This window comes from Acinetobacter sp. WCHAc060042, from assembly GCF_003231195.1.
In the GTDB taxonomy this organism is placed as follows: domain Bacteria; phylum Pseudomonadota; class Gammaproteobacteria; order Pseudomonadales; family Moraxellaceae; genus Acinetobacter.
This window is the reverse complement of record NZ_QKVN01000035.1, coordinates 1-19,192: the sequence shown is the minus strand read 5'-3', so window position 1 is coordinate 19,192 and position 19,192 is coordinate 1. Positions and strand designations below refer to the sequence as shown.

At 42.2% G+C, this 19,192-nt stretch carries 13 protein-coding genes; 10 read left to right on the top strand and 3 right to left on the bottom strand.

Annotated features, from left to right (window positions below; all coding sequences use genetic code 11):
• Positions 1-17: 17 nt before the first annotated feature.
• Positions 18-1,283, bottom strand: a complete 1,266-nt coding sequence (locus DPG01_RS14215; protein WP_086209926.1) for a glutamate-5-semialdehyde dehydrogenase — start codon at positions 1,281-1,283, stop codon at positions 18-20.
• Positions 1,284-1,589: 306 nt separating this feature from the next.
• On the opposite strand from DPG01_RS14215, the gene DPG01_RS14210 reads away from it, so the two are divergent.
• Complete coding sequence (locus DPG01_RS14210; RefSeq protein WP_110975538.1) at positions 1,590-2,921, top strand: alpha/beta fold hydrolase; 1,332 nt, start codon at positions 1,590-1,592, stop codon at positions 2,919-2,921.
• A 67-nt stretch (positions 2,922-2,988) separates the two neighbouring features.
• Here DPG01_RS14210 and DPG01_RS14205 read toward each other — a convergent pair whose 3' ends face one another.
• On the bottom strand, positions 2,989-3,858 hold the full coding sequence (locus DPG01_RS14205) for a class I SAM-dependent methyltransferase (RefSeq protein ID WP_110975547.1): 870 nt from the start codon (positions 3,856-3,858) through the stop codon (positions 2,989-2,991).
• 157 nt (positions 3,859-4,015) lie between these two features.
• Positions 4,016-5,032 (bottom strand): beta-N-acetylhexosaminidase, encoded by a 1,017-nt coding sequence (gene nagZ, locus DPG01_RS14200; protein ID WP_110975537.1) that lies wholly within the window; start codon positions 5,030-5,032, stop codon positions 4,016-4,018.
• Positions 5,033-5,272: 240 nt separating this feature from the next.
• On the opposite strand from nagZ, the gene DPG01_RS14195 reads away from it, so the two are divergent.
• The 9 genes from DPG01_RS14195 to DPG01_RS14155 form a co-directional block, all read left to right on the top strand.
• Positions 5,273-7,468 (top strand): carboxy terminal-processing peptidase, encoded by a 2,196-nt coding sequence (locus DPG01_RS14195; protein ID WP_110975536.1) that lies wholly within the window; start codon positions 5,273-5,275, stop codon positions 7,466-7,468.
• A gap of 265 nt (positions 7,469-7,733) precedes the next feature.
• Entirely contained in the window at positions 7,734-9,812 is a 2,079-nt protein-coding gene (locus tag DPG01_RS14190; RefSeq protein ID WP_110975535.1) for an EAL domain-containing protein, read from the top strand.
• A gap of 169 nt (positions 9,813-9,981) precedes the next feature.
• Positions 9,982-11,571 (top strand): peptide chain release factor 3, encoded by a 1,590-nt coding sequence (locus DPG01_RS14185; RefSeq protein ID WP_086209921.1) that lies wholly within the window; start codon positions 9,982-9,984, stop codon positions 11,569-11,571.
• A gap of 90 nt (positions 11,572-11,661) precedes the next feature.
• On the top strand, positions 11,662-12,480 hold the full coding sequence (locus tag DPG01_RS14180) for a hypothetical protein (protein WP_110975534.1): 819 nt from the start codon (positions 11,662-11,664) through the stop codon (positions 12,478-12,480).
• 47 nt (positions 12,481-12,527) lie between these two features.
• Positions 12,528-13,478, top strand: coding sequence for an RsiV family protein (locus DPG01_RS14175; RefSeq protein WP_110975533.1), 951 nt, complete (start codon positions 12,528-12,530; stop codon positions 13,476-13,478).
• 12 nt (positions 13,479-13,490) lie between these two features.
• Positions 13,491-14,306, top strand: coding sequence for a TatD family hydrolase (locus tag DPG01_RS14170; protein WP_162622346.1), 816 nt, complete (start codon positions 13,491-13,493; stop codon positions 14,304-14,306).
• Positions 14,307-14,433: 127 nt separating this feature from the next.
• On the top strand, positions 14,434-17,187 hold the full coding sequence (acnA, locus tag DPG01_RS14165; RefSeq protein WP_110975531.1) for an aconitate hydratase AcnA: 2,754 nt from the start codon (positions 14,434-14,436) through the stop codon (positions 17,185-17,187).
• A gap of 129 nt (positions 17,188-17,316) precedes the next feature.
• Positions 17,317-18,084 carry a ThiF family adenylyltransferase gene (locus tag DPG01_RS14160; protein WP_110975530.1) on the top strand — a complete coding sequence of 256 codons (768 nt, stop codon included), beginning with the start codon at positions 17,317-17,319 and terminating at the stop codon, positions 18,082-18,084.
• 99 nt (positions 18,085-18,183) lie between these two features.
• On the top strand, positions 18,184-19,192 hold a 1,009-nt coding region (locus tag DPG01_RS14155; RefSeq protein WP_110975529.1), incomplete at its 3' end, for a DUF695 domain-containing protein.

Sequence of the window (19,192 nt, the reverse complement as noted above, 5' to 3'; positions counted from 1 at the left end):
AATATCAGTCGGAGTGACTATTGGCGAATTTGACCATCACCAAATACAATCCATTTTTGTGAAGTCAGGCCTTCTAATCCAACAGGTCCACGTGCATGGATTTTATCAGTTGAAATGCCAATTTCAGCACCTAAGCCATATTCAAAACCATCGGCAAAACGGGTCGAGGCATTGATCATGACAGAGCTTGAATCAACAGCGGCCAAGAACTCACGAGCTAGAGAGTAGTTTTCGGTAATGATTGAATCGGTATGATGTGAGCCATATTTATTGATATGCTCAATCGCTTCTTCCATACCCGATACCACTTTCACGGCCAAGATTGGACCAAGATATTCGGTGTACCAATCTTCTTCTGTCGCTGTTTTGACGTCTGAACCTAAAATTCGTTGTGTTTCAGCACAGCCACGTAATTCCACTTGTTTTTCTGTATAGAGCTCAGCGACACGGGGTAAAAACTCATCCGCGACTTTTTCATCGACCAACAAAGTTTCCATTGCATTACATACACCGTAACGGTGAGTTTTTGCATTGAGTGCAATCGGGAGGGCTTTTTGTAGGTCAGCTTGCGCTTCAACATAAACGTGACAGTTCCCATCCAAGTGCTTAATCACAGGGACACGGGCTTCATTGCTGATACGTTCAATCAGGCTTTTGCCTCCACGTGGAACAATCACATCAACAAATTCAGTGAGTGTAATCAGTTGACCCACAGCTGCGCGGTCTGCGGTGTTAATGACTTGAACCGCATGTTCAGGTAAACCTGCCAGTTTTAAACCGCGTTGAACAGCTTCAGCTATTGCTTTGTTGGACTCAAGTGCTTCAGAGCCACCACGTAAAATAATGGCATTGCCAGACTTCAGTGCCAATGAAGCTGCTTCTAGAGTCACGTTAGGGCGAGATTCATAAATCATGCCGACCACGCCTAAAGGAACGCGCATTTTACCGAGCTGAATTCCAGAAGGGCGATAGGCCATATCAGTGATTTCACCGACTGGGTCTTTCAGGCTAATGACATCTTTGAGACCTTGTAACATGCCTTTGAAGCGTGCGGGGGTAAGTTCTAAGCGATCAAGTAAGGCACTGTCTAAGTTGTTGCTGTGGGCTTTATTCATGTCTGCTTGGTTTGCCGTTAAAATTGCGGGCTCACTGTTGACTAAAGCAGTATAAATAGCTGACAAAGCATTGTTTTTAGTTTCGGTAGAGGCGCGCGCCAAAATACGAGAAGCTTGACGTGCTTGCTGTCCTACCGTGTGCATGTATTGTTCAATCGACTCTTGCATAGCGGTTTGATCACTTAGAAATTTCACTAAAGATAGTAACAGTCTAATACCCGACCGCATAGTCTCTACATGAAAAATCCAGCAGATAAGGGAACCTATACATATTTTGAAATTGTTTTTTATCTAAAACATGATGAGCGGTTGCACAACCTGTTGCGCGTAAAAGAGTGCTCTGTATAGAATGAATTTTAGGACATGAAGTCCTCGTATAATTATTACAACATTGAAACCTTACTGATCATGGTCAAGGTGCCAGTGAATTTCTTGCAAAACAAAAAGTATAGGCAAGAGTAAGAGGGAAGGAACATGAATTCTATTATTCAAATGGATGCCGAGCTAGATGAATCTAATTTACGTTTAGGTTTTTTTGATATTTACCATCGGAATAGTTTTAAAGATCCTGCGCGAACCACATGGATTGAGGGCTGGAAAATTGAATATATGGCGATTGCTCGACCAGAGTCATTCCATCGCACACCTATTGTAATCATTGGTGGGGCATTTCAAAATTTTAACTCTTATAAGTATTGTGTGGAACAGCTTTTAGATGCAGGTCCAATTATTCTGATTGATTTGCCGTCGATGGGGGCAAATCAACAAATTCGTAATATTGATACCAGTCTGTCTGCGGGTACCTTAGAACTGCGTGATCTCGCACAAATGCTCGGACTTTGGTTAGATATTGAGGGCTTAGATAAAGTGTCAGTGATGGGCATGTCACTGGGGTCGGTGGTGGCATCCTGCCTAGCGGATCAACGCCCTGAGTTGATAGATCGCATGATTTTGATGGGTGTGATGCAAAAGACCCGTAAAAGCTGGCGGATGTTGCTAGAAGAATCCTTACACCTGATGCGTGAACAACGCATGGATGAGTTTGGTCAAGCAGTGATCTTGTATTTGGTCAACCATGCTCAAATGGATAAAACCCGAATGTCACCTACCGCCAAACGTTTGTTCTTTAGGCAGATGGCTGACTTTACTGGAACTGAGCAAGAGCGCTATGAAATCAACTGTAATCGTTTGCTCCGTTTAACGGATGTGCCAATTCCGCAGTGCAAAGTGTTGGTGGCCTGCGGTCAATATGACAGCTTTACCTTACCGCATGAAAATGCCAATTTTGCTTTGCAATGCCCTAATATGGAATATGCACAGATTGCCAATGCAGACCATGTGCCACAGTTGCAACGGCGTAAAGAAACCATGCACTTGTTTGCGACCTTCCTAAAGGATGAGTCGATTCAAAATTTAGAGGGCATTATTCCATTTAGTCGAGCACAACTGCTGACGATGGAACGTCGGGGCGAAGCGCGAATTCAGATTCAACAACCTGAAACCTTTTTAAGCTATCGCCATTCAGATTTGGTCATTTCAACGGAAGTGGTGGACTTAAACTATTTTGGGGTGCTTTTACGCTTTGGGTCAGACTTGGCTGCTGTAGCGGCTGAATATCCACGTGATTTGGCTTTACACTTAAGTGATGAAGAAGGTGAGTTTCAGATCGAATGTTTAATTTTTGCTGAAGATGGCTCGTATCTCAGAGCCTTATTTAAACATGGCAGTTTTGAACTTGCTGAGCGTTTACTTCGTTTCGTTGCGCGCCAAAAACAAGAACTGGCATTGCTTGAAGCTGTAAGTTAGTTCTTGTTTAAAATAAAAAAACAGCGTTAGAGCGCTGTTTTTTTTATGGATGATTTTAGCCTCTGTCTTAGACTGAATTCGGTTTTTGCCATTTGCTATGAATGATCCAGACCAAATCGCCTAAGTGTTCTTGTGCATCCAAATGTTGATATGTCTTCTGAGTGATATGAAGTGTTAAGGTTGGTTGGTGAACGGCAACCGTATGGAAGCCCGCTTGTTTGAAAAACTGAGTAGCTTCAGGTGGACTGACAAAGTGAAAGCCAAAGGCGCTACGTGACATCCATTTTAACAGTTTGCTACTGCTCCAGATAAAGTTAGCGAGCTTATTTTTTACAGGTTCTGGGTAGAGGTCAGTTAGATAATATAACTGATCGAACTGTTGCCCATATTCTACGATGCCTTGTAGTAATTGAGTCAGCATGTCTTTATTAAAATAGTTGATTAAACCTTCGCTCACCACCACCAATGGACGGTTTGGATCAAATACTTCAAAAGCACGAGCAAAATCCGCGCTAAACAAGTCGGCAGAAAGCACGGCTGGACTGGTCTGATCAATCTGTTTTAAGGCTTGGGTTTTGATTTGTGCCATATCGGGTAAATCAAGTTCTCGATAGTCAATGTCGGGATACTGTTGGCGGAAACTCCAACCCCGAGGCGATAGGCCACTGGCAATTTCTAAAACTTGTAAGTTCGGGTGTTGTTTTATCAGTGCCCCAAGTTGCTCATCTATCATTTGATGACGCTGCTTTAAGGTGGTGCGCATGCTGCCACCGACATGTTTCTCCGCCCAACTTTCAAGTGGATGTACCAGTTTGGCCAGAAACTTCCCTTTGCTGGTGGCAAATACAGGATGTGAGATGCCCATGCTATACCAAATATAACCCGTATAATGTGCAGTAAAAGAGATGTGGCGGTGAACCGATAGGGCGTCTGTCATGGTATCCGTACCTGAGATTTTATTGTTTTCGTACTGTTGTGTGGGCAATGCAGTGCAAGCCATTTTATTTATTTAGCGTTTATCATAATGAAAAAAGGACATCTTGTGATGTCCCTTTGTCCGAAATATCGTGTTAGACATGGTCTAGGATAAGTGCTTAACCTAAGCGGAACAGCTCGACTTGGTCACGGACTTTGGCCCAACTCTCACCTAGCTGTAGCGTCGATTGAACGTTGATGTTTGGAATCTGACCACGCATGCGTTCTAAGCGAGCTTGGTTTGGTAGGGCAAGCTGACTGATCCCATCCAAAGCTACACATGCTGCAGCTCGGTCATTACACACTAACCCCATGTCACAGCCTGCATGGAGTGCGGCTTGAATGCGTGCATCGGCTCCACCTGCGACACATGCGGCCTGCATGCTTAAATCATCTGAGAATAAGACACCATCAAAGCCTAGTTGTTGGCGTAAAACAGTTTGAATCCAATACGGTGAAAAACCCGCAGGGTTGGAATCAACTTGGTCATAAATTACATGTGCAGGCATGAGTGCATCCAACTGTGGCATGAGTTGGATAAAGGTCTGCATATCTTTGGCATAAATTTCATCATACGTGCGTGAGTCGATGGCTGCTGCGACATGCGAGTCTGCTTTGACTGAACCATGACCAGGGAAATGTTTGCCTGTCGACGCCATGCCTGCGGCTTTCATCCCTTTGAGAAAAGCACTGGCCAGTGGCACGATCTCTTGAATATTTTTGGCAAAGCCACGGTCACCAATCACATCACTGATGTCATTTAAATCCAGCACAGGGGCAAAGCTAAAGTCGATGCCAACTGCGAGTACTTCTGTCGCCATCAGCCATCCAGATTGTTCTGCCAAGTTTAAAGCTTTTTCAGGTTCGCTTAAGAATAGCTCGCCAAACTTGCCCATAGCAGGGAGTAGGCTAAAACCCTGTTTTAAGCGTTGCACACGTCCACCTTCTTGATCGACTGCAATCAAAATATCAGGGCGGATTCGACGCATATGGTCGGTCAGAGCGCGAACTTGGGCAGGAGATTCAATATTTCGTCCAAATAAAATCATGCCACCGACTTGCGGTGCTTGTAATAGTGCAATATCTTCTTGAGTAAGTTCTGTGCCTGCGATGTCGAGCATCAATGCGCCAATCATATTGGGTGTCCATATTTGATTTTTGGTCAGTGACTGTTTTGGCTCTGAAAGGAGAGCGAAACAGGTCGTCGAAAACAATACCCGAATTTTGCAATGATTTGCTACATTTTGTCAGCACAGATTATGATAAAACTACACGACATAAACAGATTAAGTTGTTTAAGATTTTGAATATTCTCAATTCATGTCGAAAAATGACATTGTAATTTTGGTCAAAAACCAAGGAACTAAGAATTATTTATGAAACTTCAAACCATTGCTTGTGCGGTTGCAATTGCAACGGGTGGATTCTTTTTCACTCATGCCATTAATGAAGCCATTGCAGCGACTGAACCAAGTGCTGTAACCAAACAAGCTATTGTTCCGTCGCAGGAACAGGCTTTGGTGTCTCGTCAACTGGCGACCTTGGTTGACCGTCAACATTATCTTAATCAGCGTTTAGATGCGAAGACATCGGCACGGATTCTTGATTTTTACTTAGACAGTCTAGATCCAGATCATTCGCTCTTTCTTGCCCCTGAAATAGAAAATTATAAACGTCAATATGGCTCAACCTTTGGTGTGGCTTTAAAGGCAGGTGATTTAAGCGGCCCCTATGCGATTCATGCACAATACCGGGAACGTTTAACCCAGTTTTATACCTATATGCTGGATGAGCTGAAAAAACCACAGAACTTGAAACAAGCTGATGTTTATATTGAAACGGATCGTGAAAAAGCACCGTATTTTGCCAATGAAGCAGCGCAGCGTCAGCATTGGAACAAAATGCTGGTTTCACAGTTGATCAACTTGACGATTAGTAAAGAAGAAGAGTTAGCGAAGCAAAAAGCACTGAAAGCCAATCCAGAATTGGCCAATGGTCAAGACCTAACGAGTCCTGAAGATTTAACCCCAGTACAAACCTTAACCAAGCGTTATACCCGACAGTTAGAACGTATTTCGCGGGTGAAAAGTGATGATGTGTTAGATAAAACACTCAATGCAATGACTTTAACCTATGACCCGCACAGTAACTATTTCCCGCCTGTCGATGCGATGGAGTTAAACCGTCAAACCACGTTACAACTTGAAGGGATTGGGGTGTCGATTCGACCTGAACGGGGCAATGAAGACTACACCAAGATTGAAACCATTGTAGAAGGTGGTCCTGCAAGTAAGTCAGGACAAGTGAAGTCTGGTGACCGCATCATTGGTGTGGCGCAAGACGGCGAAAAAATGGTGGATGTTATCGGCTGGCCAAGCAATGAGATTGTTGGGCTTATTCGTGGTAAACGTGGTACTAAAGTCACGATCCGTTTATTGGGTGCTGGCGCTGCTATGAGCCAAGCACGTAGTGTGACCATTACTCGAGATGTGATTCAAGAAGAAGATGCAGGTGTACGTTCACGTACCGTGAATATAACTCGTGATGGACAGCAGTACACCTTTGGCGTAATTGAAATTCCATCATTCTATTTGAACTATCGTGCACGCCGTGCGGGTACAGAATATCGTTCAGTGTCTGAAGATACCAATAATGCTTTAAAATCCTTAGCAGCTAAAAATGTATCGGGAATTATTATTGATTTGCGTAATAACCCTGGAGGGTCACTGGAAGAAGTGGCTCGTATGCTTGGACAGGTGATTAAGTCAGGCCCTGTAGTGCAAATTCGAGATGGTAATGGCAATGTCAGCGTTTTCGAAGACGATGATAATGGTGCGCAAACCTATGCAGGTCCATTGGCAGTCGTGGTGAATTTGGCATCGGCATCTGCCAGTGAAATTTACTCTGCTGCGATTCAGGATTATGAGCGTGGGATTGTGATTGGTAGTACCACCACAGGTAAAGGAACGGCTCAAGTTCAGCTCGATAATTTGGCACATGGTCAAGCGACATTGACGCAGCGCAAGTTCTATCGCGTCACGGGTGGCAGTACCCAAAACAAAGGAGTGATTCCAGACGTTAAACTGGTGGATATCTATAATGACGAATTTGGTGAGCGTAAAGCCAAAAATGCGTTGGAGTGGGATACCATTCCGACAGCACCATTTAAACGTGAAGGCAGTATTATTCCTTATGTGAAACGTTTAGGTGAGTTGTCTCAAGCACGGGTTAAAGTGGATCCGCAGTTTAACTATTTGGAACAACGCAAAGAAATTTCGAAAAAGACTGAAGAGCAAAAGCGTGTTGTATTAGATATTGATCAACGTAAAGCTGAATTGATTGCACTTGAAAAGCAAACTTTGGATGCTGAAAATAAGCGCCGTCAGATTGCAGGGCAAAAACCATATGCAAACTGGGAAAGCTATCAAGCCGCGATGGAAGCCTTAGTTGAGGAACGTGCCAAAATGAAGGCAAATCAACGACCAGCTTTACCAGAAGATGAAGCGTTCGTCACAGAGTCAGCGAACGTTTTGTTAGATTATGCGAAGTTGCAAAAAGGTACAGTGAAGTAGTTCTTTTTTGGACAAATAAAATAAAAAGCCAGTTTCAACTGGCTTTTTATTTTAAAGTGTGACTTAAGACACAAATGTCAGTTTTATCTACAATCTAACCGATCTGAACTGTAAAATAAATCTATAAATTCTAATAAGATTTTTACGTTTTTTTCTTGACCTGAAACTATTTGTATAAGATTCTTAATCAGGTAACAATGCTTTTCGCCTTTGATAAAAAGGATATATAAATGAAGAAAAAGAGCAATTAATACGGACACTTTATATGATGCATGTGCATTACGATTTTAGTTTGGTATTAGGTTCAATTATTGTGGCATTGTTGGCTTGTTTTTTTGCAGTGTCAACTGAACGTCTATTGTTTCGTGCATGGCAAAAAAAGTTTCAAGCAGGGCTAATTTTACTCAGTGGTTTTTTCTTAGGCTGTGCCATTTGGGCTATGCACTTTGTGGGTATGTTGGCTTGTGATTTGCCAATACATAGTTATTTTGATCCAGCACTGACTATTCTTTCTTTTTTTATCGCATTTCTTGCGTCTATTTTTTCAATTTGGTTGACCACGCGTAATACTTTACCTTTTCTCCGACTGGTTTTAGGTGCTGTGTTGATGGGACTTGGTATCTCAGGGATGCACTATACGGGGATGATGGGGCTAATGATTGAAGGCTATCATAGTGTCTATGATCCTTTACTCACGATTTTCTCCATTCTACTGGCTATCAGTGGCTCTGGTTTGACTTTTTGGTTGATTTTTAAATATAAAAATGCGGTTAATAAAAAATCCTTATTCCAATGGTATGTCGCAGGAATGATGGCTTTGACTATCGTGAGCATGCATTATACAGGCATGCTGGCGGTCTCTTTTTATCCAGCGGATAGTGATCGTTTGGTCATGACCTTAGAGGCTGGGCAAAGTATTATTTTATTTGTAGTGATCTTCATCACAAGCCTAGTTTTGGTTGCGGCTTTTGTTGTGGCGGTCTTGGAGCAACGGTTAGAGGAACGCAATAAACAGCTATCCCAAGCGAATAGAGAATTAGCAAATCAGGCTGTACAAGATAATTTAACCAAATTGCCAAATCGTCTGTATTTGGCTGAATATGCGCATTTTCTATTTACAGACCATCGCTTTCGTGATGAAAGTATTGCCTTCTTATATATTGATTTAGACCGATTTAAAGCGGTAAACGATGTGTTTGGACATCATGTCGGGGATCAATTGTTGGTCCAACTCACCACGCGTATTCATCACCACCTCGGCAAAAATGAAAAAATGTTGAGAATTGGTGGCGATGAGTTTCTGATGGTACTTGAACAAGCAACGCCTGACCATGCATGTGATATGGCGGAACAAGTTTTAGAGTTAATTCAAGAGAGCTTTTTGATTGCGGGTAAGGAAATCAATGTCTCTGCCAGTATTGGTATAGCCATGTATCCTGAACATGGCAATAATTTACAGGATTTATTGATTAATGCTGATGCAGCGATGCTGACTTCAAAGTATCAAGGGCGAAATACTTTTTCTATTTTCAATTACAGTATTGACCAACAAGAAGCCAAAAGTCAGACCAAACTGATTAATGACTTATACAAAGCGGTCGAAGAGCAACAGTTTGTTTTATATTACCAGCCGAAATTCACCATTAAAGATCAGCGAATTTGTGGTGTGGAAGCGTTGATTCGTTGGAAGCATCCAAGTTTAGGTTTACTGACTCCAAATATGTTTATTAAAGGGGCAGAAAAGACTGGGCTGATTATTCAGATGGGCTATTGGGCCTTAGAGCAGGCTTGTAAACAACTGCAAATTTGGGAGCGAGATAAAGTTGAACTGTATCCAATCGCTGTGAATTTATCAGCAGTACAGTTTGAGCATAAGCATTTATTTAATAATTTAGAACATCTTTTTGATAAGTACAAAGTTAACCCGAATCATTTAATTATAGAAATTACAGAAAGCACGGCTATGCACCATATTGAGGGCAGTATTCGTACGCTTCAGCGCTTACGTGAAATGGGGATTCGTTTGGCGATTGATGATTTTGGTACAGGTCATTCTAGCTTTTTATATTTGAAAGATTTGCCTGTAGATGAGTTAAAGATTGATCGTGGTTTTATTCATGAGCTTTCTGTTGGTTCTAAAGATGAAATGATCTTAGAAAGTATTGTCCATTTGGCGATTCGGTTGGGGTTGGTCGTAACAGCAGAAGGTGTTGAAAGCCCGTTGCAAATGGAAATTTTATCCCGTTTAGGTTGCCAGCAGTTACAAGGCTATCTCTTGGGTATGCCTATGGATGTGAAGCGCTTGGAAGAGTTTGAGTATGCATCCTCGACCTATTTTAATTAGCTGTTTTGGCATTTGCAGTTCGGTTAGGGGGCTTTCTAACAGGGCTTGATAAAAGACAATAGAAGCCCAAGCGGTATTCGGATACAATTAGCCCAATTTAGAATTTCCTGTATAGCCTTTATTGATCGAGGCGATCATTCAGGCTATGTATCAATTGCAGATTTAATTTATGTTTAAAAATGAATTAGCCGCGCAAGTTGCGCAGCGTCGCACCTTTGCGATTATTTCCCACCCCGATGCGGGTAAAACCACCATGACCGAAAAACTATTGTTATGGGGACAAGCGATTCAGGTTGCGGGGATGGTAAAAAGCCGTAAATCTGACCGTGCCGCGACATCGGACTGGATGGAAATGGAAAAAGAGCGTGGGATCTCGATTACCACCTCTGTAATGCAGTTTCCATTTAAAGACAAAATGATCAACTTACTGGATACACCAGGGCACGAAGACTTCTCAGAAGATACGTATCGTACCTTAACGGCGGTCGATTCGGCTTTAATGGTGATTGACGGTGCAAAAGGGGTCGAAGACCGTACCATCAAATTGATGGAAGTGTGTCGTATGCGTGACACCCCAATTATTTCATTCGTCAACAAAATGGACCGTGAAATCCGTGAGCCTTTAGAACTGTTGGATGAAATTGAAAACGTTCTCAAAATCAAATGTGTGCCGATTACGTGGCCACTTGGTACGGGCCGTGACTTCGCTGGGGTATTTAACCTAATCGAAGAAAAGTTCTATGTTTATAAAGCTGGTTTTGGTTCAACTATTACCGATATTGAAGTTCGTGATGGCTATGACTATGCTGACTTACGTGAAAAAGTCGGTGAACTAGCTTGGGCTGCATTTGAAGAGTCTTTAGAACTGGTGCAAATGGCCAATGAGCCACTTGACCGAGAGTTATTCTTACAAGGCAAACAAACCCCAGTTTTATTTGGTACAGCCTTGGGTAACTTTGGTGTAGACCATGTGTTAGATGCATTTAGTAATTATGCGCCTGAACCTAAAGCCCACCCAACAGAAAATCGTTTGGTTGAAGCCACAGAAGAAGGTTTTACGGGCTTTGTCTTTAAAATTCAAGCCAATATGGATCCGAAACACCGTGACCGTATTGCCTTTATGCGTATTTGTTCAGGCAAATATGAAAAAGGTTTGAAAATGAAGCATGTGCGTCTAGATAAAGATGTACGTATTAGTGATGCTTTGACTTTCTTAGCGGGTGATCGTCAGCACCTAGAAGAAGCATGGCCGGGTGACATTATTGGTTTACATAACCACGGCACGATTCAAATTGGTGATACTTTTACTTCAGGTGAAAAACTGCAATTCACAGGTATTCCACACTTTGCTCCTGAAATGTTCCGCCGTGTACGTTTGAAAGACCCATTGAAGTCGAAGCAGTTACAAAAAGGCCTTAAAGAACTTTCAGAAGAAGGTGCAACACAGGTCTTCATGCCGCAGAATAGTAATGATCTGATTGTGGGTGCTGTTGGTGTGCTTCAGTTTGAAGTAGTGGCATACCGTTTGAAAGAAGAATACAAAGTCGATTGCGTCTACGAGCCTGTGAGCATTAATACGGTGCGCTGGGTGTCTTGTGATGACGACAAAAAATTCAATGAGTTTAAGAAAAAGGCACATGACCAGTTGTCAGTTGATGGTGGTGGTCACTTAACCTACTTGGCACCAAGTCGTGTCAATTTACAACTCATGCAAGAGCGTTATCCAGACATCGTGTTCCGCAATACTCGCGAACACTAATCGGAATTTAAAAAAATAAAACAGCTTCTTCATGAAGCTGTTTTATTAAGTAAGACACTTTATTTTAATCATGAAATTCATGGAAAGCGCATGTTGCACAAACAGGCTATTTATACAACATTAGTGAGTTTGACTGTCTTACTGACAGCATGTGACTCATCTAAACAATCTGAAACAGATACAGATGCCAAAAGCTCGGTGTTTAAAACAGAGCAGGCTGAAGTCTTGCCGTATTTAAATATTCAACAACAAGCAGCGGATATCGCACAGCCCTTTTGTGAGACTAAGAACTGTATCGAATTAGACATTCAGACTTTAAAAACAGAAGATGCTTGGTTAAACCAATGGATTGCCAAAAGTCAGGCTCGGGTCATTCAAGACCAAATTGGCTTGAAACAAGATATGAGTTTACAACAAGCCATTAATGCCTACGTAAAAAAGTCAGATACTTGGCAGGCTGAATTTAGCCGAAACAAAGCCTATAGCTTAGCGATGTATACGCGTATACCGTATCAGCGCAATCAGTTTGTGTTGATGCAAATTGGGGTGGATACCAATCAAGAGAATGTTAATGTTAAGGAAAGGTATTATTTCTTTGTTGCGGATCGCAAAAGTCAAAAGGCGGTGGCATTATTAGATTTAATTCATCCTAAACAGCAAATTGCGATGAATGTACTGGTGCAAAAAGCGTATCAAGATTGGTTGAAGAAGCAAGAACCAGAAGTCAGAAACGTTGCACCTGCAAAATTATACTGGGGGCAAGCAGATTGGTTCTTTGACCAAGAGGGCATCGGTTTACATTATCGAACCCATGAAATTGTAAAAGATGGGACTCAGCTTGATATTTATTTGACGAAAGCACAAACTCAACAGGTATTAAAAGCCGATGTCTACACCCAGTTATTTTAAAGCATTGGTCTAAGCAAGAGTTGGCTTCAACAGCTAATAGGTTATTTATGTTAAAAAGCAAAACAATATTGACAATCAGCGTACTTGCAGCCTTAATCGGTCTGACGGCCTGCCAACCGAAAGACAAAGAACCACAAACGCCTGCGACCCAAACCACAGCCGCTTCTGAGGCAGAAACGGTATTGAAACTGGTGGGGGATACTGAAAAATTACAATTTGAATTGCCTGAATGTGATGGTAATGCTTGCCCTGAATTAAATATTGATCGTTTACAAAGTAATCAGGCATTTATTGATGCTTTTATTGATCAGAAAATCATTGACGATTTATCACAGATTATTGATATCTCACCTGTTCATAGTAGTCATGATGCAACAGCAGCAAGTTCAACTGTTGCCAGTTCAGAGCCTACAACAGTGAGCCAAGTCCTCACGCCGAAACTGAAATTAGAGAAACAAGTTCAACCCTATTTGGCCGCCTTTCTTGCTTTAGATCAGGAACTAAAAGACCTAAGTTCTAACCATCAAATCAGTTTGATGATTAAACCGAAAATCTTAAATGCCAAAGACCCTCTGGCGACGGTGGTGTTGAATACCAGTAGCTACTTAGGTGGTGCACATGGTTCATCATCACAGCATTATTACAATTTTGATTTAAAACAGCAGAAGCTCGTGAGCTTGGATGATCTATTGTTGCCCAATCAAAAAGCAGCGTTGAATAAAGTCGCACATGAAGCCTTTCGTACTTGGATTGTGGACACGAAGTTAGCGACCAATGTCGATGAATATGAGCAAGCATGGAAGTTTAGCTTGAGTAACAATTATTACTTGGGTACTGAAGGTCTAATTTTGCAATATGGCGAGTATGAAATTGGCCCTTATGTGGTGGGCTTACCGCGCTTAACCATTGGGTATGATCAGCTCCAGAAAATATTAAAGCCTGAGTATTTACCCAAAGCCAAACAGAGCGCACAGGCTGCTTCAGAAGCCAAGAGTTAATTAAGCATGAGCTTGCCTCTGTTTGATACCCATACTCATTTTGATGTTGCCGATTTTGATACTGATCGGCAACAATTGGCTGAGCAAGCAAAACGAGTAGGGGTTGATGCACTGGTACTGATTGGTTTTCTGGAATCGCGATTTGATGCGCTGATTCAGATCCATCAGCAATTAACAAACTGGGATAATGTTCCGTCCTCTTATCTAGCGCCAGGCTTACATCCGTTTTATATCGAACAACATCAAACTGAACATTTACAGCGACTTGAGCAGATCTTGCAACAACATGACTGTGTGGCGGTGGGTGAAATTGGTTTAGATACGTTTTTAAAACAACATAAACAGCCCGAACTTTTCGCCAAACAGCAGTATTATTTTATTGAACAATTGGCATTGGCAACACAATATCAAAAGCCTGTATTACTGCATATTCGCAAAGCACATGCGGAAACTATTGCCATTTTAAAAGCACAAAAATTTAAATTAGGTGGCATCGCTCATGCTTTTAGTGGTGGTGTAGAAGAAGCTAAAGCACTGATCAAGCTAGGTTTTAAAATTGGGGTGACTGGACAAATTACTAATCCGAATGCCAAAAAATTGCATCAAGTGGTACAGGCGATTGGTACTGAACATTTGGTGATTGAAACAGATTGCCCTGATATGACGCCGTTGTGCTGTCAAACCTCGACTGAGCATCGAACCCGTAATACCCCTGTCAATTTGCCTTATGTGTTGGAGGGGTTGGCACAGACACTAGGTCAATCTACACAGTCGCTTGCAACTCAACTTTGGCAAAACTCATTGGCTGCTCTGCATTTAAAATTTTAGAAGAATAAGACAATAATCTCGATAAAAATAAGATAACCAAAAGGGAACACACTCTTTTCTAAACAGGCTTACATTAAAGGAAGAACATCATAATAAATAAACTCGCCAATACTGGGAGGGCAACCGAATGGCCAGATATAGAAAAATCAATAGTTTTAATGCCTTACAAACACTTACGGTAGGTACAAAATCCTATCAAATTTTTAATCTCCCACAAGCCGCTCAAACATTGGGTAATATTGATCAATTACCCAAGTCTTTAAAGGTCTTACTTGAAAATTTACTCCGTTTTGAAGATCAAAAAAGTGTAAAAGTAGAGCATATTCAAGCCTTAGTCGATTGGCAAAAAAATAGAAGCTCAGATCAGGAAATCCAATATCGACCTGCACGTGTGCTGATGCAGGATTTCACAGGGGTTCCCGCCGTGGTTGACCTTGCCGCAATGCGTGCTGCGATGGCTCAAGCAGGGGGTGATCCGAATTTGATTAACCCTTTATCCCCTGTAGATTTGGTGATTGACCATTCGGTGATGGTGGATCATTTTGCCGATGAAGATGCCTTTGCTGAAAATGTCGAAATTGAAATGCAGCGTAATGGTGAGCGCTATCAATTTTTACGTTGGGGGCAATCTGCATTTAATAACTTTAGTGTTGTTCCGCCAGGGACAGGGATTTGCCACCAAGTCAATTTAGAGTATCTGGCTCAAGCGGTATGGCTAGGCGAAGATGAGGGACAAACTTTTGCATTCCCTGACACTTTGGTGGGAACAGACTCACACACCACCATGATCAATGGCTTAGGTGTATTGGGCTGGGGTGTTGGCGGGATTGAAGCTGAAGCGGCGATGCTCGGGCAGCCTGTATCCATGTTGATTCCTGAAGTCATCGGTTTCAAACTCACAGGGAAACTGCATGAAGGGATTACCGCAACAGATTTGGTTTTAACCATTACTCAAATGTTACGTCAAAAAGGCGTAGTGGGTAAATTTGTAGAATTTTATGGTGATGGTTTGGCTGATTTACCTTTAGCGGATCGTGCCACGATTGCCAATATGGCTCCTGAATATGGTGCAACCTGTGGTTTCTTCCCGATTGATGAGGTGACTTTAGCGTACTTGGTGCTGACAGGTCGCCAACAAGATCGAATTGATTTGGTTGAAGCCTATAGTAAAGCGCAGGGCTTATGGCGCAATACAGGTGATGAGCCAATATTTACCGATACATTAAGCTTGGACATGAGTACAGTTCAGGCAAGTTTGGCAGGCCCTAAACGTCCACAAGATCGTGTTTTGCTATCAGATGTACCTAAAACTTTTCATGACTTGATGGAACTGAATCTCAAGCCAGCCAAAGAAGCCAAAGAGCGTTTAGAAAATGAAGGCGGTGGCACAGCTGTTGAAGCCAAGAAAGCCAATCTACCGCATGAGGAGCCATCTTGTACCATTGATGGAAAATCTTATCCCTTGAACCATGGTGATGTGGTCATTTCAGCGATCACTTCATGTACCAATACTTCCAATCCGAGTGTGATGTTAGCTGCGGGACTCCTTGCTAAGAAAGCCATTGAAAAAGGGCTACAGCGTAAACCATGGGTGAAAAGTTCGCTTGCGCCTGGTTCTAAAGTGGTGACCGATTATTTGGCTGCGGCAGGTTTAACGCCGTATTTGGATGAGTTGGGTTATAACCTTGTTGGCTATGGCTGTACCACATGTATCGGTAACTCTGGACCACTGCCTGAACCCATTGAGGAAGCCATTCAGTGCCATGATCTCAATGTCGCGTCAGTACTTTCAGGTAACCGTAACTTTGAAGGGCGTGTGCATCCGCTCGTGAAAACCAACTGGTTAGCTTCACCACCTTTGGTGGTGGCTTATGGTTTGACGGGCAATATCCGTACAGATTTAACGACGCAACCGCTTGGTCTAGGCAAAGATGGGCAGGCGGTCTATTTGAAAGATATTTGGCCGAGTCAGGCGGAGATTGATCAGGCGCTACAGAGCGTCAATACCACGATGTTCCATAAAGAATATGCGGCAGTATTTGATGGTGATGCAGCATGGCAGGCGATTCAGATTCCTCAAAGTCAAACCTACGCTTGGCAAGAAAATTCAACCTATATTCGTCATCCGCCATTTTTTGAAGCGATTGGTCAGCCGCCGAAACCGATTCGCAATATTGAACAAGCACGTATTTTGGCTGTGCTTGGAGACTCAGTGACCACCGATCATATTTCCCCTGCGGGTAATATTAAGAAAGATAGCCCCGCTGGACGCTATCTACAAGAACAAGGTGTTGAAGCCAAAGATTTCAACTCTTATGGATCTCGACGTGGCAACCATGAAGTGATGATGCGAGGAACTTTTGCCAATATCCGCATTAAGAATGAAATGTTGGGCGGCGAAGAAGGTGGAAACACGATCTATATTCCAACAGGAGAAAAGTTGCCGATTTATGATGCTTCTATGCTTTATCAGCAGCAACAAACGCCATTAATTATTATTGCGGGTAAGGAATATGGCACTGGGTCATCCCGTGATTGGGCTGCGAAAGGCACGAACTTACTGGGGGTCAAAGCGGTGATTGCCGAAAGTTTTGAACGAATTCACCGTTCCAATCTGGTTGGTATGGGAGTATTGCCATTGCAATTTGTCGATGGACAAACCCGCCAATCCTTAAATTTAACAGGTCGTGAAGTGCTCTCAATTCATGGATTATCCGATGATATTCAACCGTATCAAAGTTTGGATATTCTGGTGCTTCGAGAAGATGGCAGCCAAGACCAATTTAAGGTGTTGTGCCGTATTGATACCTTGAATGAGGTCGAATACTTTAAAGCGGGCGGCATTTTGCATTATGTACTGCGGCATTTAATTGCAGCATAATCTCTATGCAATAAAGCCCTGTCAGCAGCAGGGCTTTATTGTTTGTAGTGATGAAATCTCTCAGCCTGCATGTAATCCACGGTCGTATTCAGGTAAAATGAACACGATTTTACCGATATAGATGTACGCATGACTGATCTGCAACATGATGAATATGACCGCCGTTTTGCTGGTGTAGCCAAAATTTATGGAGACGAGGCCTTTTCATATTATGAAAAAAGTCATGTGATGGTGATCGGGATTGGTGGTGTGGGTTCGTGGGCAGTCGAGGCTTTAGCGCGTACAGGCGTCGGCGAATTAACACTGGTTGATATGGATTCGATTGCGGCTTCGAATATTAACCGTCAATTGCCTGCGCTGAGTTCGACACTTGGACAAGAAAAAATCGAAGTCATGGCGGAGCGTTGCCGTCAGATCAATCCAAGAATGAAAGTGAATGTGATTGATGACTATTTGACTCCAGAAAACGTCAAAGAAATTTTAGAACATCGACCTGACTTAATTTTAGATTGTATTGATGACGTCAAAGCGAAATTAGCACTGATGTTGCACTGTCGTTTTAATAAGATCCCATTGATTGTTTCAGGGGGAGCGGGGGGCAAGCTCGACCCATTGAAAATCCGAGTGGCTGATCTGTCTAAAACAGAACAAGATCCAATGTTAGCAAAACTTCGAACCCAGTTGCGTGGAATGGGGATTTGTAAAAAACCTAAAGAAAAGTTTGGCATTACCTGCGTGTATTCGATTGATAACCCATTTTCTAGTGCTGAGGTTTGCCCTAGTGCTGGATTACGTTGCGGTGGCTATGGTTCAGCCGTAGTGGTGACTTCAAGCTTTGCAATGGTGGCAGTCGCGGAAGTACTGAAAAAATTAGATAGAATGAAAGCGAAACAATAAGACTGTTTTAGGTTTAATTGGACTGTATAAGTCGATATATTGATACAGTCCATAGAACACAAAAAATATTGAAATCAATAGAAAAAAGAGAAAAGAAAAATGAGCTTTTTAAAAAAATTATGGGGTTCTCAAGAGCAAAAAATGCCTGCGAATGAAAATGTATATACTGCATTTTGGCAATGGTTTCAGCAGCATCAACAGGACTTCCATCGTATTGTTGCAGAAGGCAGTAATAGCGACATTGAGCACAATTTTTTTGATCGGTTAGCACCTGAATTGGAAAAGGTCCATAGTGGCATCTTTTTTTTGACCGGCATGTTTGGTGCGCAGACGGCAGAATTAATTTTAACGCCAGACGGCATCATTCAAAATATTGTTTTTGTGGAAGAGTTGATTGCTGCTGCACCTGAAATTGAGGGATGGAAGTTTACTGCGCTTAAACCTGAAAGTGATATTGAACGTGTTGGGATTAATATGCATGGTTATGAGTTTAGTCAGGAGACTTTGTCTTTTTATTTTAACCAGCAAGCCGAGTATCCCGATGAGATTGATCTAGTGGTGTTGCATGAGGCATATAATGAAGCGGAAAAAGATGAGTTCTTACAAGCTGTTTATATTTTCCTAGATAACTATTTGGGCGAGTATGATGCGGTCACCAAATTGGATAATGTTTCTGTCAAGTCTAAGCAAGGTGCCGAAAAAGAATTGCTACCGATTAACTTGCTCAAAAACATTTTAATTTTAAAAAGCAGTGAAATTTCAAGATTAGACAAAATTACCCGTTCAAATACGGATGCCGATGAATTTGTTAGTTTGGAAGGCGAAACCAATGAAGGCCTACCTTTGCTGGCGACTCTAAATCGTACACTTTTAACATGGGATCAAAAAGCCTCACATCCGTGGATGATGCTGATTGAAATCTCCTATGATGGTCAGCATTCAAATGGCATGCCTGCTTCTACAGATTATGAGTTGCTGAATCTGATAGAAGACGAATTATTGCAAGAGTTGAAAGATGTGGATGGCTATTTAAATATAGGACGTGAAACGGGTAATCATTTAAGAACCATGTATTTTGTGTGTAAAGAGTTTAGAAAGCCATCTAAAG

Bases quoted from the DNA above. Each gene is read 5' to 3' on its own strand.
- DPG01_RS14215 (WP_086209926.1), bottom strand. From the start codon at position 1,283: ATGCAAGAGTCGATTGAACAATACATGCACACGGTAGGACAGCAAGCA.
- DPG01_RS14210 (WP_110975538.1), top strand. From the start codon at position 1,590: ATGAATTCTATTATTCAAATGGATGCCGAGCTAGATGAATCTAATTTA.
- DPG01_RS14205 (WP_110975547.1), bottom strand. From the start codon at position 3,858: ATGACAGACGCCCTATCGGTTCACCGCCACATCTCTTTTACTGCACAT.
- nagZ (WP_110975537.1), bottom strand. From the start codon at position 5,032: ATGATTGGCGCATTGATGCTCGACATCGCAGGCACAGAACTTACTCAA.
- DPG01_RS14195 (WP_110975536.1), top strand. From the start codon at position 5,273: ATGAAACTTCAAACCATTGCTTGTGCGGTTGCAATTGCAACGGGTGGA.
- DPG01_RS14190 (WP_110975535.1), top strand. From the start codon at position 7,734: ATGATGCATGTGCATTACGATTTTAGTTTGGTATTAGGTTCAATTATT.
- DPG01_RS14185 (WP_086209921.1), top strand. From the start codon at position 9,982: ATGTTTAAAAATGAATTAGCCGCGCAAGTTGCGCAGCGTCGCACCTTT.
- DPG01_RS14180 (WP_110975534.1), top strand. From the start codon at position 11,662: ATGTTGCACAAACAGGCTATTTATACAACATTAGTGAGTTTGACTGTC.
- DPG01_RS14175 (WP_110975533.1), top strand. From the start codon at position 12,528: ATGTTAAAAAGCAAAACAATATTGACAATCAGCGTACTTGCAGCCTTA.
- acnA (WP_110975531.1), top strand. From the start codon at position 14,434: ATGGCCAGATATAGAAAAATCAATAGTTTTAATGCCTTACAAACACTT.
- DPG01_RS14160 (WP_110975530.1), top strand. From the start codon at position 17,317: ATGACTGATCTGCAACATGATGAATATGACCGCCGTTTTGCTGGTGTA.